This window comes from Aeromonas rivipollensis (genome assembly GCF_010974825.1).
Classification (GTDB): Bacteria; Pseudomonadota; Gammaproteobacteria; order Enterobacterales; family Aeromonadaceae; genus Aeromonas; species Aeromonas rivipollensis.
The window spans coordinates 332770-349717 of the sequence record NZ_JAAILA010000003.1; the positions used below are offsets into that span (position 1 = coordinate 332770).

The window sequence follows — 16948 nt, forward strand, 5'->3', positions numbered from 1 at the left end:
TCCTTAACAGAAGGCAGCAGACGTGAGCGACAAATTCCAAGACAGAACAATGGCTTTCGCCGGCATCTGCCAGGCGGCCTATCTGGTGCAAAAAGTGGCCCGTGACGGCAGCTGCGACGAGGCCTCCCTGCGCGAGAGCCTGCAAAGCGTGCTGGTGACCGATCCCAAGCAGCCGCTGGAAGTGTTCGGCAGCCACCTCGCCATCCGCGACGGCTACCGCGCTCTGGTGGAGCAGCTGGGGGCCGACGGCAGCCAGAAGAACGCCGAGCTGACCCGCTACGTGGTGAGCCTGATTGCGCTGGAGCGCAAGCTGGCCAAGCGCAAGGACATTCTCAACATGCTGGGGGAGCGGATCGGACAGATCGGCCGCCAGCAACAGCATTTCGATCTGCTCGACGAGCAGATCCTGGCCAACATGGCGAGCATCTACAGCGATCTTATCAGCCCAATTGGCCCCAGGATCCAGGTAGCGGGTACCCCGCTGTTCCTGCAGCAGCCCCTGGTGCAGCACAAGGTGCGCGCCCTGCTGCTGGCAGGCATCCGTGCCGCCGTGCTGTGGCGCCAGCTTGGCGGCAGCCGTACCCAGATCATCTTCGCTCGCAAGAAGATGGTGGAACTGGCCAAACGTTTTTAAGAATCGGCTCGAGCTCAGTCGTGAGAGGCCGGAAGCAAGGTGAAGCGCAGCGCAGGTACCGGAGTTTATGTCGATAAATGAGAACTCTCGGTTACCAACAAGCGAGCAGCACATGAGCCTTGATAACGGCCTCGCAACAGGAGCACGAGTTGATGAGAATCCCCCACACCAATCATCAGGAGTTCACCCCATGGAGCTGTCCGCGCTGACTGCTGTTTCCCCGATTGACGGTCGTTATGGCGACAAGGCCGATGCCCTGCGTCCCATCTTCTCCGAATTCGGTCTGCTGCGTTTTCGCGTCGAAGTCGAGGTGCGCTGGTTGCAAAAACTGGCCAGCCACGCCGGGATCCCGGAAGTCCCTGCCCTGAGTGCGGCCGCGAGTGCCCTGCTGGACGACATAGTCCTGAACTTCAACGAAGCGGACGCCGCGCGCATCAAGCAGATAGAGCGCACCACCAACCATGATGTGAAAGCGGTGGAGTACTTCCTCAAAGAGAAAGTGGAAGTGAACCCTGAGCTGGCCGCCGTCGCTGAGTTCATCCACTTCGCCTGCACCTCGGAAGACATCAACAACAACTCCCACGGCCTGATGCTGAAAACCGCCCGCGACCAGGTCATCAAGCCTTATTGCGAGAAGCTGATTTCCGAGCTCAAGCGCCTGGCCCATGAATACCGCGACATGCCGCTGCTGTCACGCACCCACGGCCAGCCGGCGACCCCGAGCACCATGGGCAAGGAGATGGCCAACGTCGCCTATCGCCTGGAGCGCCAGTACAAGCAGATCATGGCGGTGGAGATCCTCGGCAAGATCAACGGCGCCGTGGGCAACTACAACGCCCACGTGAGCGCTTACCCTGAAGTGGACTGGCACCAGTTCTCCGAGGAGTTTGTGACTTCCCTCGGCCTGACCTGGAACCCCTACACCACCCAGATCGAGCCCCACGACTACATCGCCGAACTGTTCGACGCCATGGCCCGCTTCAACACCATACTGATCGACTTCGACCGCGATGTGTGGGGCTACATCTCCCTGGGTCACTTCAAGCAGCGCACCATAGCGGGCGAGATCGGCTCCTCCACCATGCCGCACAAGGTCAACCCCATCGACTTCGAGAACTCCGAAGGCAACCTGGGTCTGGCCAACGCCGTGTTCCAGCACCTGGCGAGCAAACTGCCCATCTCCCGCTGGCAGCGTGATCTGACCGACTCCACAGTGCTGCGCAACCTGGGTGTGGCCGTGGGTTATTCGCTTATCGCCTATCAGGCGACCCTCAAGGGCATCTCCAAGCTGGAAGCGAACAGCGATGCCATGGCCGCCGATCTGGACGCCAACTGGGAAGTGCTGGCCGAGCCCATCCAGACAGTGATGCGCCGCTACGGCATCGAGAAGCCCTACGAGAAGCTCAAAGAGTTGACCCGTGGTCGTCGCGTGGATGCCGAAGGGATGCGCACCTTCATCGACACCCTGGAACTGCCCGAGGCCGTCAAGGTCGAACTGAAGAAGCTGACTCCGGCCAACTACCTCGGTCAGGCCCAGCGCCTGGTCGATCTGCTGAAGTAAGCGGCTAAACCGAACCGGCGGGGGCTCTGTCATGACGGCAGGGCCCCCGTTGATTTTGGCCCATTCGATAGCGTCGTAGACTATCGGGCCATTTCAGAGCCCTTGCCCAAGCCAAGTTTGGGCAAGATCTCTCACAAGATACGAGAAGCACCATGTACGAACTCAATCTGGATATTGCCCACTTCCTCGAGCATTACTGGCAGAAGCGCCCTCTCCTCATCAAGGGCGGCTTCAAAGACTTTCAGGATCCCATCAGCCCGGACGAGCTGGCGGGCCTGGCCATGGAGGAGGTCATCGAATCCCGCCTGGTGACCCGTTTCGACGGCAAGTGGGAGGCTGCCCACGGCCCCTTCGAGTCTTATGATCACCTGGGGGAAGAGAACTGGACTGTGCTGGTGCAGGCCTGCAACCACTGGGCCCCCGAGGTGCACGAGCTGGCGCTGCCGTTCCAGTTCATCCCGGGCTGGCGCTTTGACGATGTGATGGTGAGCTTCTCCACCCCTCACGGCGGTGTCGGCCCCCACATCGACAACTACGACGTCTTCATCACCCAGGGCCAGGGCAAGCGTCACTGGCGGGTCGGCGATGCCAATCCCCTCAACGAATTTGCCGCCCACGCCGCCCTGCTGCACTGCGAGCCGTTCGAGGCGATCATCGACGTCATCATGGAGCCGGGCGACATCCTCTACATTCCGCCCGGATTCCCTCACGAGGGCTACGCCATCGAGCCCTCCCTGAACTTCTCCGTGGGTTTCCGGGCACCGGACGCCAAGGCGCTCATCTCGTCGTTTGCCGATCACCTGATCGACAACGATCTGCGCACCGAGCGTTACGGCGATGCAGACCTCAAGCCCCGCGCCCGTCACGGCGAAATTCAGCCCCATGAGCTGCACCGCCTGCGGGAGCTGATGCAGCAGGCCCTGGATGACGAGACCCTGTTCAAGGAGTGGTTCGGCACCATGATCTCCGAGGCCAAGCACGATCTGGACGTGAGCCCCATGGAGCCTGACTACAGCGCCGAGGAAGTGGCCGACCTGCTGACCCAGGGCGAGCCCGCCATCAAGGTGCCCGGGCTGCGCTCTGTCTGGTTCAGCGGCGAGAGCCGTAGCTGCTACATCGACGGCGAGGCCTGGACCCTGCCGAGCGACGATGCAGCCGCCATTTCGCTCTTGTGCGACAAGGACATCATCACCCAGGCCGACATGGTGGAGCTCGCCGATCAGGCCGGCTTCCTGCAACTGCTGACCCGTCTCATCAACCGCGGTTACTGGTTCTTCGGCTAAGACTGCGCAACAGGCGCGCCGCCTGCCCGGGCGACGCGCCTGGTCGGACGCTGACGCCTCTCCTGCGTTGTTGCAGCCCAATGACTACACTGGGTGACGGCCAGAGGGGGAAAGGGGCCCAGGTTCCCTCGCTGGCGGTCTCATCCCTTGTTGGTCATTTAACTACATGGGAGCAGGCCATCGAGGGGGCGAGAAATGGGAACCAAATGGCCTCACTCGCGGAAAATCAATTATTTTAGCCCCTAAAATCAGCTGTGAGCGAAAACGTTATCTTTCAAATTGAGGCGTTTTTAGCTCAAAACGTTGTTTCTGGATCATAAAAAGTATCCAAAAACTGGTGTATATTGCACGGCGGAAACTCCTTAACCATGAAGACTGACATGAAAAAGACCAAAATCGTCTGCACCATAGGTCCCAAGACCGAATCCAAAGAAATGCTCGGCAAGATGCTCGACGCCGGCATGAACGTCATGCGCCTGAACTTCTCTCACGGTGATTACGAAGAGCACGGCACCCGTATCCGCAACCTGCGTGAAGTGATGGCCGAGACCGGCAAGCACGCAGCCATCCTGCTGGATACCAAGGGTCCGGAAATCCGTACCATGAAGCTGGAAGGTGGCAACGATGTCTCTCTGGTCGCCGGCCAGACCTTCACCTTCACCACCGACCAGACAGTGGTTGGCAACAAGGACAAAGTCGCCGTGACCTACGCCGGCTTCGCCAACGACCTGCGCGTCGGCAACCGCATCCTGGTGGATGACGGCCTGATCGGTCTGGACGTCATCGAGATCACCGAGCGTGAAGTCATCTGCAAGGTGCTGAACAACGGTGATCTGGGCGAGAACAAGGGCGTCAACCTGCCGGGCGTCTCCATCAAGCTGCCGGCCCTGGCCGAGAAAGACAAGCGTGACCTCATCTTCGGTTGCGAGCAGGGCGTGGACTTCGTTGCCGCCTCCTTCATCCGCAAGAAAGAAGACGTGCTGGAAATCCGTGAGCACCTGAAGGCCCACGGTGGCGAGAACATCCAGATCATCTCCAAGATCGAAAACCAGGAAGGCCTGGACAACTTCGACGACATCCTGGCTGTCTCCGACGGCATCATGGTTGCTCGTGGCGACATGGGTGTGGAAATTCCGGTTGAAGAAGTGATCTTCGCCCAGAAGATGATCATCACCAAGTGCAACAAGGCACGTAAAGTGGTCATCACCGCCACCCAGATGCTGGATTCCATGATCAAGAACCCGCGTCCGACCCGCGCCGAAGCCGGTGACGTGGCGAACGCCATCCTGGATGGTACCGACGCCGTCATGCTGTCCGGCGAATCCGCCAAGGGCAAGTACCCGCTGGAAGCCGTGACCATCATGGCCACCATCTGCGAGCGTACCGACGCCGTGATGCCGTCCAACCTGTCTGCTGCCAACGACAGCAACAAGCTGCGCATCACCGAAGCCGTGTGCAAGGGTGCGGTCGAGACCTCCGAGAAGCTGGATGCCCCGCTGATCGTGGTTGCCACCGAAGGCGGCAAGTCTGCCAAGGCCATTCGCAAGTACTTCCCGAAAGCCTGGATCCTGGCCATCACCACCAACAAGAAAACTGCTGCCCAGCTGGTCCTGACCAAGGGTGTGGTTGCTCACGTGGTTGACAGCATCGCCTCTACCGACGATTTCTATCGCATCGGCAAAGAAGCGGCACTGCAAAGCGGCATGGGCCTGAAGGGTGACGTGGTCGTCATGGTCTCCGGTGCCCTGGTACCGAGCGGTACCACCAACACCGCCTCCGTTCACGTACTCTAATCAGTCTTGAACCGATAAAACGGCGCCTTGGGGCGCCGTTTTTTTTATCTCTCCCCCCTGCTGCCTCTCTCGCGCCGGTGCTAGAATCCACGCGGATTTCCCCCCAGTGGGAAACCTCCCGAATCTCGCATAATCACCCGGACGTTTTATGCCCTCAATACAGTTCAGAAGAGCCTCGGCCACCCTGTTGCCGCTGCTCTGTTTACTCATCAGCCTCTGCGCCCCGCAAGCCATGGCGCAGGATCTGCCCCAGCGCGCCACAGTACAGCGGGCGCTCGATGCCCTCGGCAAGTCAGAGACCCTGACCGTCAGCCAGCAGGCGGATCAGAAGTTGCTGACCGATACCTTAGCCCTGCTCGACAGCATCGAGAAGGAGCAGGCCAAGGCCAAGGCGCTGACGCAGCGGGTACGCTCCCTGCCCGGCGAAATGAAAGAGATAGGCGCCAAGATAGACTCCCTGGCCCAGGACAAGGGTCCTGAGCAGCTCAAGAGTGAATACGCCAGCATGAGCCTGGCGGAGCTGGAGAGCCGTCAGCCGGAAGTGTTGGCCAACATGCAGGATGCCCAGGAGGCCCTCGGCACCATAGGCAGCCAGATCACCAGCCTGCAAACCCTGCCGGAGCGGGCCCAGGCCAACATGAGCCGCGCCTATCAACGCAGCCAGGAGATCCGCACTCGCCTGAACTCCGGGGACGGCGTGAGCAGCGCCGAGAAGATGAAGCTCAATACCGAGCTGGCATTGTTGGACCTGCAACTGGCCAACCTGCAAAAGGATCTGGACAACCGCACCAGCATGCAGGATCTGGCGGTCAAGCAGCGCGACTACCAGAGTGCGCGCCTCGCCCATGAGGAGCAAAAACTGCAGGCCCTGCAGGAGCAGAGCAGCGCCAAGCGCCTCGGCGACACCGAGAAGGCCGCCGAGCAGACCGGCGAACTGGTCGCCACCCAGGACAATCCGCTGGTGCAAAAAGAGCAGGAGATCAACCACCAGCTCAGCCAGCAGCTCATCAGCGCCACCACCAACCTCAACCTGCTCGCACAGAAAAACCTGCAGGCCAAGAGCTGGCTGGAGCGCGGCACCCAGACCGAGCGCAACCTGAACGAACAGGTGCAGATGCTCAAGGGCAACCTGCTGCTCTCCCGCATCCTCTATCAGCTCTACCAGCAGCTGGAGGCCGCCCCCTCCACCCTGGTGAAGAACCTGGAAGAGCAGATAGCCGACCTGCACCTGGCCCAGTTTGAACTGAGCCAGCAACGGGATCAGCTGTTCCAGAAGGGCCAGTATCTGGACAACCTGATCGCCAACGGCAGGGAGACCGTCAGCGAAGAGGACAAGGCTAACCTGGTCAAGCTGATCGACACCCGCATCAGCCTGCTGGATCAGCTCAACCGCCAGATGGATGCCCAGCTGACCAACGCCATCAGCCTGCAGCTCACCCAGCAGCAGCTGACGCGCATCTATGCCTCCATCGAATTCACCCTGCAACAGCACATCTTCTGGGTCAGCAGCAACAAGCCCATCGATGGCAAGTGGTTCATCAACTGGCCGGGCCATGCCTACAAGCAGGTCTCCGACTGGGTGCTCAAGCCGGATTGGCAAGGCTGGGGCGACATGCTGCTGGCAGTCTCCCTGCTCGCCTTGCCGCTGCTGCTGGTGGGTGGCCTGCTGCTGTGGAAACGCCCGACCCTGGTCAAGCGCCAGCAGCGGATCGCCAAGGACCTCGGCCGCTTCCGCCAAGACAGCCAGTGGCACACCCCGCGCGCCCTGCTCTACACCGTATTGCAGCGCCTGCCGGGTACCCTCTTCATCCTGGCCGCCGGCCTGCTGCTGGCCTATTGCGGCCTGCTGAGCCCGCGCCTCATCTTCCAGATCACCCTGAACCTGGCACTGGGCTACCTGGTGTTCAGCGTCTACCTGTCGGTGATGCGCCCCGGCGGCATAGGCGAGAGCCACTTCCGCATCCCGCGGGACGAGTTGCAGGCCAAGCGCACCAGCATGCGTTACCTCTGGCTGCCCCTGCTGCCCCTCATCATGCTGTCGACCAAGGCGGTGGTGGAACCCTCCTCCCTTGGCAATGATGTCATCGGCCAGGCGCTGACCATGCTGCTGCTGGGGCTGACCGCCTACCTGGTGCTGCCCATCTCCCGCGCCCGCATCAAGGGCGAGGCCAGCATGCTGCAGACCATGACGGCGGTCGCCCTGGCGCTGGCGCCTGTGGCCCTGATGGTGCTGGCGGCCCTCGGCTACTACTACACGGCCCTGAAGCTGACCGGTCGCCTGATCGAATCCTTCTACCTCATCATCATCTGGAGCCTGGTCTATCGCACCGCCCTGCGTGGTCTGGAGCTGGCGGCCCGCCGTCTGGCCTACCGCCGCGCCGTCGCCAAGCGCGAGCACAAGCCTTCGGAAGATGCGGAAGGGGGCGAGGCCATCGAAGAGCAGCCCATGGATCTGGAAGAGGTCAGCCAGCAGTCCCTGCGCCTGACCCGCATCATGCTGCTGCTGGTGTTCGGCGTCGCCTTCTACTGGCTCTGGTCCGATCTGGTCGCTGTCTTCACCTACCTCGACAGCGTGGTGCTGTGGCACAAGAGCGAGGGCACTGGTGCCAACGCCGTGCTCTATCCCATCAGCCTGAGCGACGTGCTGACCGGCCTCTTCCTGTTCGGGGCTGCCCTGTCGCTGGCCCGCAACCTGCCAGGCCTGCTGGAGGTGCTGGTGCTCTCCAAGCTGCGCCTCGCCCAGGGCACCGCCTACGCCTTCACCACCATGCTCAACTATGTGCTGATCGGGATGGGCTCGCTCACCGCGCTGGCCATGCTGGGGGTCCAGTGGGAGAAGCTGCAGTGGCTGGCCGCCGGCCTCTCGGTCGGTATCGGTTTTGGCATGCAGCAGATAGTCTCCAACTTCATCTCGGGCATCATCATACTGTTCGAGCGCCCGGTACGGATCGGGGATACTGTCACCATCGGAACCATCTCGGGCACGGTCAACAAGATCCGCATCCGCTCGACCACCCTCACCGACTTCGACCGCAAGGAGGTGATCATCCCGAACCAGCAGCTGATGATAGAGCGGCTGATCAACTGGTCCCTGTCCGATACCGTCACCCGGGTCATCGCCCGGGTCGGGGTGGCCTATGGTTCGGATCTGGAGCTGACCCGCAAGCTGTTGATGCAGGCCGCCACGGAGAACAGCCGGGTCTTGAAGGACCCTGCCCCCATCGTCTACTTCCTCACCTTCGGCCCCAGCACCCTGGATCACGAGCTGCGCTTCTTCGTGAGCGAGCTCGGGGATCGCAACCCGGCCATCGATGAGCTGAACCGCCGCATCGACGTACTGTTCCGTGAACACGGCATCGACATCGCGTTCAACCAGATGGACGTCCACATCAAGAACCGGCAAGGGGACGAGCAGAAGATAGAGTCCCGCCCGGCCCTGCCGCCGCCCAATGGTGGCAAGCCGGCCTGATGCCGACCTCCTCCCCCTGCAAACAGGCTCCTCATTGGAGCCTGTTTTTTTTACCCGGGCCGCCGGACTTGAAAGCGGGAGCAGGCCCCCAATATAGGGAAGACAACGGAATGTCACCCACGAGGATCTCATGGACTATCTCTACGCCGTGGTGCTCTTTGCCATCTCGGCATCGGTCACCCCGGGACCGAACAACATCATGGTGATGAGCGCCGGCGCCAACTTCGGGATCAGGCGCAGCCTGCCGCTGCTCATGGGGATCTGCGTCGGCTTCACCCTGATGCTGTTGCTGGTGGGGCTGGGTTTCGGCCAGCTGTTCACCCTCTTCCCCAGCCTGCACTTCGTCATCAAGTGTGTCGGCACCCTCTATCTGCTCTATCTCGCCTGGCTGATTGCCCGCTCCGCCGACGAGGTGACGGGAGACGCCTCTGCCCGCCCGCTGGGGTTCCTCAAGGGCGCCCTGTTCCAATGGGTCAATGCCAAGGCCTGGGTGGTCGCCACCGGCGCCATCGCCGCCTTCACCAGCGCGGGAGCCGACTTCCACCAGCAGAACCTGACCATAGCCCTGACCTTCTTCATCGTCTCTTTCCCCTGCGTCGGGCTCTGGCTCCTGTGCGGCACCCTGCTCAAACGCTGGCTGACCAATGCCCTCGCCCGCCGCCGCTTCAACCATGCCATGGCGGCCCTGCTGGCCCTCTCTGTGGTGCCCGTCATACAAGAGATCCTGAGCCGACCCTGACGCGGCTACATGAGGCTGTGGATGGCGGGCACCATCCATGGGACCATGCCTTATCTCCCTGCCCCTCGCTGGGCACTCTTTTTCTCTGGAGCGTGCAATGGAACAAGTGGTGTATGTGGCCAACCCGGTGAGCGGGTTGATCCATGTGTTTCGACTGGAAGAAGGCGAGCTGGCCCCGCTGCAGCAAGTCCAGACAGGCGGCGAGGTGCAGCCCCTGGTCATCAGCCCGGACAAGAACTGGCTCTATGCGGGGGTACGCCCCGACTTTCGGGTGCTGAGCTACCCCATAGCCACGGATGGCCGGCTCGGAGCGCCCTCCTCGGCGCCGCTCTATGGCAGCGCCTCCCACAGCTGCACCGATGGGGCCGGGCGCCTCTTCTTTGCCGCCTCCTACGCCTTCGACCATGTCAGCGTCTCGCCCATGGACGACGCTGGCCGGGTGCTGGCGCCCCACCAGCGCATCGACCGGCTGATGGCTGCCCATTCGGTGACCCTGTTGACAACGGAGCAGGGCGAGCAGGCGCTGCTGGTGGCTTGCCTCAAGGAGGATGTCATTCGCCGCTTCACCCTGGGAGAGGATGGTCAGCTGAGCCCCCATCCCCTGGGTGACATCCACACGGCCCCCGGCGCCGGGCCCCGCCATCTGGCGCTGCACCCCACCAACGGCGATCTCTACTGCCTCAATGAGCTAGATGCCACCCTCAACCGCTACCACAGGGAGGCGGATGGTCGCATCAGTGCGCGGGAGAGCCTGGATATGCTGCCCGAGGGTTATCAGGGAGAGCGCTGGGGGGCCGATATCCACCTGACCCCGGATGGGCGTTTTCTCTACACCAGCGAGCGAGCCAGCAGCCTGCTCAGCCTGTTCGGGGTCAACGAGGAGGACGGCGCCCTGACCCTGCTGGGCCACTTCCCGACCGAATCCTGTCCCCGTGGTTTTGCCATCGACCACAGCGGCCACTATCTGATCGCCACAGGGCAGAAGTCCCACAGCCTGGCCGTGCACCGCATCGCGGCGCAGACGGGGGAGCTCAGCCTCTCATCCCGCCAACACGTAGGGGAAGGGGCCATGTGGGTGAGGGTGCTGACGCTGGACAAGCCCGCCTAGCGCGGTTCAAGGCCGCAGGAATGCGCGCGGCGCTCTGATGAGCGCCGCGCAGTGGCCATTAATGTCTGGGCGTTATTTGGTGCCGTTGAGATCGTCATCCGGCCAGTATTTGTAGCCCTGCATGGTGGCCTGCACCGCCACCCCCTTCTCGGTGAGCTGGTACATCTTCACCTTCTGGAAGTCGGCATTGGCCGCCTCGCTGACCACCACCTTGCCATCGTCCGCCGACTTGGCGGCCAGATCCGCCTGGGCGCTGGCATCGAAGCCTGTGGTGATGAATCTGTCCAGGGCAGCGGCATCGTTGAAGATGATCACGGCCTGGAATTTCTTGATCCCCATGCCGATCCCCATGCCGGCGGTCGCCATCTTCATGTAGGTGTCGCGACCGGTGCGGTTGTCACGAAGCACCCCATAACCACTGCCGGCGCTCAGTACCAGCAGGTTGTTGTTCACATTGGTGAAGACGGCATAACCCTTGGATCTTGCCACCTCCTGTCTGGTGCCCGCATCCTGACCATACAGGGTGGAGAGGGTCTGCTGGCGCATCTGTTGAATGTGGTTGCGTTGCTCGGCGGGGGTATCCCCCTTGGCACAACCAACCAGCAGCAGAACGGCCAGAATATGAGTCCATAGACGCATGTCATTACTCCTTCGTGTCTCGTGTGCGGGGGCTGAGGGGGCCTCCCGCGCCAGAATCGGGTCAGAGGCCATCCCTGTGACCCGTTATCAGCATTCACCGTCCGGTGCCCCGGGCGCTGGCCAGATACAAGTACCTCATCGAGTCAGTATAACCAGCGCCACTGAACTCCTGCTGACCCGGCAAGCTGTGGTGCCCCGCCACGCGGGGCCATTGGCGGCATGAGCCCGCTTCGCCGCCAAAGGCTGCCCTACCCCTTGGTCACCTCGCCGAGAAACTCGGTGAAGCGCCGCCAGGACTTGGCATCGGCATCGGCGCGGTAATTGTCCGAGCCAAAGACGCTGAAGGCATGGGGGGCGCCGCTGTAGCTGGTCGCCTCATGCCGGATGCCGGCGCTCTCCAGCTCGGTGATGAGGGCAGCGAACTGGCCCAGCGACACCGCCTGATCCGCGCTGCCATGCTGGATCAACAGGCTGGCCCTGGTCTGCTCGTAGTTCTGACCGGCCGGGGTCTCCAGCCCCCCGTGGACGCTGACGATCCCCTTGAGGCTAGCGCCGCTGCGGGCCAGCTCCAGCACGGCGGCGCCGCCAAAGCAGTAGCCCATCGCCACCGCATTGTCGAGCCGGCCGCCCTGCCTGCCCGCCTCGGCGAGCCCTGCCTGCAACAGCTTGCGCATCCTGGCCCTGTCCTGATAAAGCGCCCCGGTGAGCTTTTTCCTCTCTTCCACGGCGGTCGGTCTGATGCCTGCCCCGAACAGGTCAACCGCGAACACGCTGTAACCGAGCGCCACCAGCATCTCGGCCCGCTTGACCTCATAGTCTGTCAGCCCGTCCCAGTCGTGAACCAGCACCACCAGGGGCGCCTGCTTGTCGGCGGCGGCCAGGTAATATCCTTCGAAGGGCTGACCGTCGACCTGGTAGCGCACAGCACCGGCCTGGGCCGCGCCCCCCCAGATAAGCCCAAGCAGGGCCAGGATCCATCTCGTCTTCATGTTCGTCTCCTTGACTGTGAACAACGCCACTGATTGTAGTCGCCGGGCCGAGCCCCGAGGGATCAAGGCTCTCCCGGCCGGGTGCTACAAAAGCAGGAGGCCACCCTGGGGTGGCCTCTTGTCATCACTGTGGCTGAGGGGTCGTCGCTCAGTGCGCTTAGTCCTTGGCCGACTCCATGGCACCCTCTTCGGAGTGCTGGGGCAGGATGAGGTTGAGCAGAATAGCGGCCACCGAGGCCAGGCCGACACCGGCCAGGGCGAAGTCACCTATCTTCATCTCCAGCGCGCCGACACCGACCGTCAGGGTCACGGCGACTATGGCGATGTTGCGGGCCAGCCCCAGATCCACCTTGGACTCCACCAGGGTCTTGAGACCGATGGCGGCGATGGATCCGAACAACAGCAGCATGATGCCGCCCATCACCGGCATGGGGATGGAGGTGAGCAGGGCGTTGAACTTGCCGAAGAAGGCCAGAATGATGGCGAACACGGCGGCCCAGGTCATGGTGACCGGGTTGAAGTTGCGGGTGATCATCACGGCACCTGTCACTTCCGCATAGGTGGTGACGGGGGGGCCACCGATGAAACCGGCGAAGCAGACGCCGATGCCGTCACCGGCCAGGGTGCGGTGCAGGCCAGGATCCTTGGTGTAGTCCTTGCCGGTCACACCGCCGATGGCCAGCACGCCACCTATGTGCTCTATGCAGGGGGCTATGGCCACCGGCAGCATGAAGAGCGCTGCGGCCCAGTTGATCTCCGGGGTCTCGAAGTGGGGCAGCGCCAGCCAGGGGGCGTTGACCATGCCATCGAAACTCACCTGACCCATCAGCACGGCGGCCACATAACCGGCGATGACGCCGGAGAGGATGGGAATGAGCTTGATCCAGCCCTTGCAGAACACGGCCGCGATCAGGGTCACCGCCAGGGAGATCCCCGCCAGGGTCAGCGCGGTGGCAGGCGCCACCACCTGCTCGGCCCCGGCACGGCCCATGGCCATGTTGCAGGCCACCTGGGCCACCGACAGGCCAATCACCATGATCACCGGGCCAATCACCACGGGCGGCAGCAGCTTGTGCACGAAACCCATGCCGCGCACGCGAATGAGTGCCGCCAGGATGAAGTACATGAAGCCGGCGGCAAACAGGCCGAACATGGTGGAGGGCAGGCCCCAGGTCTGGGTGGCATAGATGATGGGGGCGATGAAGGCGAAGCTGGAGCCGAGGAAGATCGGGACCTGGCGACGGGTGCAGAGCTGGAACAGCAGGGTGCCTACACCGGCGCCAAGCAGGGCCATGGAGGGGTTCAATCCGGTGAGCAGGGGCACCAGAACCATGGCACCAAAGGCAACAAACAGAATTTGCAGCCCGGCGACGCTTTGCTTGACCAAGGAAAACATGGGTATCCTTAATTTTTTGATAACTGACAGGGATAATTGACACTTTTCAGTCATCACAAGACTTTTTCAAGGCATTAGATGCGCCATTCGGCGTCATTCGTTACCTTTCACTGCTTGGGGAGGGCATGAAACTGGCTTTTTAGGCGGGATTCGTTGCTACAAGCATCGAGTATGCGATTTTACGCACTTTTGTGGCCGACGCCAATCGTTTTTCTGGCGAGATAGCATGGCAAGGGTTTCAGCGGGCTGCCCTCTATACTTGACTGCGTGAATCCAGCCAGATAAGGAGCTCCCCATGTCACTGCCCTCGTTCAAACCCAGCCAGCGCCGACTGCTGGTGGGATCGGCCATCGCCCTGGCCCTGTTTGCCACCCCCTTCAGCTATGACTTCGACCATCACCAATGGCAGCCGAACCAGGCCCATGCCAAGTCCTGCTTCGTCGCCGGCACCCGCATCCTGATGGCCGACGGCAGCGAGCGCCTCATCGAAACGCTGCAGGCCGGTGAACAGGTGCTGGATCAGCATGGCCAGATCAACCGGATCCTGGCGGTCGAGCGCGTCATCCTGGGCAACCGGAGACTCTACGGGCTCAATCGTCTGCCCCCCTTCTTTACCGCCGAGCACCCCTTCTTGAGTACCCGCGGCTGGGTGGCCATCTCGCCCGCCATGACCCGTGCCGAGCAGCCCACCCTGGCGGTGCAGCCGCTCTTTACCGGCATGCGCATCCTGTGCGGACCGGCATCTGTCGCGCTCAGTGGCAATCTGGCGCTGGCGGCCCAGCCCGCCGAGCTGCTGGTCGAGTCTCTCTACTGGGTCGACAGCCCGCCCACGACGGCGCTGTTCAACCTCATTCTGGATGGCAGCCACAGCTATATAGCCAACTCGCTGATCGTTCACAACAAAGGGGGTGACGGCGGAAGCGGCGGCAATAGTGGCAGCGGAGGCGGCAATAGCGGTGGTGGCGGCAGCAACAGTGGCAGCGGGGGTGGCGGCCACAGTGGCGGGGACAATAGTAGCAATTCTGGAAACAATAGCGGCGGGGGCGGCAATAGTAGCCAAAACGGAAACAATGGTGGTGACGACAGTGGTCACGGCGGCGATGACCATGGCCAGGGTGAGCATGCTGGCGGCGATCGCCACGGCGGTGGCGACAAGCATGCTGGCGGGGAGCGTCATGCCGGTGGCCGGGTGGATGACAATGGTGTCGATGCCAATGGCAACAAGCTAAGAGGTGACGGCAGCATAGATGACAACGGCGTGGATGCCGTCGACGCCAATGGCAACAAGCTAAGAGGTGACGGCAGCATAGATGACAACGGCGTGGATGCCGTCGATGCCAAAGGCAACAAGCTAAGAGGTGACGGCAGCGTCGATGACAGCCTGCTGCCACCGCCCAGTCAGCCCTGAGTGGCGAGCGGCCCGCGCCGACACGGCCGGGTCAACAAGAAGAGGGTGGCCAGGGCCACCCTCTTTCATTTTATCCGCGCGGCCATCAGGCCCGGCGCGCTCCTCAGACCCTGCGGTAGGGCAGATAGACGGGCTCCCACATGTGGCTCAGGATGTGCTGCTGCAGATCCTGGCCAATCAGCGGGTGGGAGGGGTCGCGGCGCACTATGTCCTTGAGCACGGCGGTCGCCACGTGTACCGAGATGCTGCGCAGCTCGCTGATCCGCGGGTAGACGGTGCCCCGGGCCAGATCCGCCTCATCCACGCACTCCGCCAGGGCGAAGGCGGCTGTGGTGAAGATCTCCGGGCTTATCTCGCGAAGCTGGCTGACGATGGCGGCCAGCCCCACCCCCGGGAAGATGAAGACGTTGTTGCCCTGCCCGACCCTGAAGGTCTGTCCCTCATGGTGCACGTCCTTGAACGGGCTGCCGGTGGCGACTATGGCGCGGCCCTGGCTCCAGCGGAAGATGTCCTCCGGCAGCGCCTCGCAGTTGGCGGTGGGGTTGGAGAGGGGGAACACCATGGGGCGCTCGCAGTGGGCCAGCATCAGCTGGATATGCTCCTCCTGGAAGGCGCCACCGGCGCCGCTGGTGCCGAGCAGCACGCTGATGGGCACGTGGCGCAGCACCTCGGTCAGCCCCGCCTTGCCCTGCAGATCCCACTGGGCCAGCAGCAGGCCCGGCTTGGCGTAGCGGCGCTTGTATTCATCCAGCCCCTCGCGGTTGTCGCACACCAGCCCCTGGGTATCCAGAATGTAAATGCGATCCCGCGCCGCCTGCGGGTCCAGCCCTTCGCGGATCATCCCCGCGCAGATCTGATCCGCCACCCCGACCCCGCCGGCCCCGGCCCCATAGACCAGGTAGTGCTGCTGGCCCAGGGTCTCGCCCTTGGACTTGACCGCCCCTATGATGCCCGCCAGCACCACGGCCCCTGTGCCCTGGATGTCGTCGTTGAACGAGGGCAGCGTCTGCTGGTAGCGGGAGAGGTTGTTGAAGGCGTTGGACTTGCTGAAGTCCTCCCACTGCAAGACGGCGTTGGGGAAGTGGCGCTTGACCCCGGCCACGAACTTGTCGATGAAGTCGTCGTACTCCTTGCCGCGAATGCGGCGATGGGGCTGACCCAGGTACATGGGGTCGTCCAGCAGCGCCTGGTTGTCGGTGCCCACATCCAGCGCTATGGGCAGACAGCAGGCGGGGTGGATACCGGCCCCCAGGGTATAGAGGGAGAGCTTGCCGATGGGGATGCCCATGCCCCCCACCCCCTGATCCCCGATGCCGAGGATCCCCTGGCTGTCGGTGACGACTATGATGCGCACCGCCTTGGCGTCCATGTGGCGGGCGAGGGAGCCCATGTCATCGACGTTCTTCGGGGTGATGTAGAGGCCGCGCGGCTTCTGGAAGCGGTGGCTGAACTCCTGACAGGCCTTGCCCACGGTCGGGGTATAGATGTAGGGGGTCATCTCCTCCACGTGGCGCGACAGCAGGGCGTAGAACAGGGTCTCGTTGCGATCCTGCAGGGCCCGCAGGTTCTGGTACTTCTCGATGTCGCTGCAGGCGCTCAGGAAGCCCTGATAGACCCGCTCCAGCTGGGCCTCGAAGGTCTGCACCTGGGGCGGCAGCAGGCCGTCGAGCTCGAAGTCGGCCCGCTCCTGTTCGGTGAAGGCGGTGCCCTTGTTGAGATTGCGATCGTTGAGCAGATCGGTGCCTGTCAGTGCAACGGGGCGAAAGTCCTCTCCCTGTGCGTCTTTCCACAGCAGATATTGTCCGGTAGCCATAGTCATTCTCTTTGATTTACATGATGTTGCCATTAGGCAGGAGAGCAAGACTCAGATTGCAGGGGATCATATGACGTTTGGGGATTCGGTTTTGTGAGCTTGGGCATACCCTGCGG

12 protein-coding genes are annotated in these 16948 nt (G+C 62.6%); 8 read left to right on the plus strand and 4 right to left on the minus strand.

Annotation, left to right across the window (positions count from 1 at the left end):
- Positions 1–22: 22 nt before the first annotated feature.
- From hflD to pgl, 7 genes are all read left to right on the plus strand, one after another.
- On the plus strand, positions 23–634 hold the full coding sequence (hflD, locus tag G4923_RS02350) for a high frequency lysogenization protein HflD (protein WP_025327710.1): 612 nt from the start codon (positions 23–25) through the stop codon (positions 632–634).
- A 190-nt stretch (positions 635–824) separates the two neighbouring features.
- On the plus strand, positions 825–2195 hold the full coding sequence (gene purB, locus G4923_RS02355; protein ID WP_163135380.1) for an adenylosuccinate lyase: 1371 nt from the start codon (positions 825–827) through the stop codon (positions 2193–2195).
- 152 nt (positions 2196–2347) lie between these two features.
- On the plus strand, positions 2348–3478 hold the full coding sequence (locus G4923_RS02360; RefSeq protein WP_163135381.1) for a ribosomal protein uL16 3-hydroxylase: 1131 nt from the start codon (positions 2348–2350) through the stop codon (positions 3476–3478).
- 380 nt (positions 3479–3858) lie between these two features.
- Positions 3859–5271 (plus strand): pyruvate kinase PykF, encoded by a 1413-nt coding sequence (gene pykF / locus G4923_RS02365; RefSeq protein WP_025327713.1) that lies wholly within the window; start codon positions 3859–3861, stop codon positions 5269–5271.
- Between the two features lie 148 nt (positions 5272–5419).
- Positions 5420–8740 carry a mechanosensitive channel MscK gene (gene mscK / locus G4923_RS02370; protein ID WP_163135382.1) on the plus strand — a complete coding sequence of 1107 codons (3321 nt, stop codon included), beginning with the start codon at positions 5420–5422 and terminating at the stop codon, positions 8738–8740.
- A 130-nt stretch (positions 8741–8870) separates the two neighbouring features.
- Complete coding sequence (locus G4923_RS02375; protein ID WP_025327715.1) at positions 8871–9479, plus strand: LysE family translocator; 609 nt, start codon at positions 8871–8873, stop codon at positions 9477–9479.
- 97 nt (positions 9480–9576) lie between these two features.
- On the plus strand, positions 9577–10587 hold the full coding sequence (pgl, locus tag G4923_RS02380; RefSeq protein WP_163135383.1) for a 6-phosphogluconolactonase: 1011 nt from the start codon (positions 9577–9579) through the stop codon (positions 10585–10587).
- Positions 10588–10659: 72 nt separating this feature from the next.
- Here pgl and G4923_RS02385 read toward each other — a convergent pair whose 3' ends face one another.
- From G4923_RS02385 to G4923_RS02395, 3 genes are all read right to left on the minus strand, one after another.
- Positions 10660–11226, minus strand: a complete 567-nt coding sequence (locus tag G4923_RS02385; protein WP_106886231.1) for a lipid-binding SYLF domain-containing protein — start codon at positions 11224–11226, stop codon at positions 10660–10662.
- A gap of 248 nt (positions 11227–11474) precedes the next feature.
- Complete coding sequence (locus G4923_RS02390) at positions 11475–12215, minus strand: dienelactone hydrolase family protein (protein ID WP_163135384.1); 741 nt, start codon at positions 12213–12215, stop codon at positions 11475–11477.
- Between the two features lie 157 nt (positions 12216–12372).
- Positions 12373–13611: a uracil-xanthine permease family protein gene (locus G4923_RS02395; protein WP_162520060.1), complete on the minus strand. Its 1239-nt coding sequence runs from the start codon at positions 13609–13611 to the stop codon at positions 12373–12375.
- A gap of 295 nt (positions 13612–13906) precedes the next feature.
- On the opposite strand from G4923_RS02395, the gene G4923_RS02400 reads away from it, so the two are divergent.
- A complete protein-coding gene (locus G4923_RS02400; RefSeq protein ID WP_163135385.1) occupies positions 13907–15019 on the plus strand; it encodes a Hint domain-containing homing endonuclease in 1113 nt (370 codons plus the stop codon).
- A gap of 103 nt (positions 15020–15122) precedes the next feature.
- Here G4923_RS02400 and G4923_RS02405 read toward each other — a convergent pair whose 3' ends face one another.
- Positions 15123–16832, minus strand: a complete 1710-nt coding sequence (locus G4923_RS02405) for an NAD-dependent malic enzyme (RefSeq protein ID WP_163135386.1) — start codon at positions 16830–16832, stop codon at positions 15123–15125.
- Positions 16833–16948: the final 116 nt, after the last annotated feature.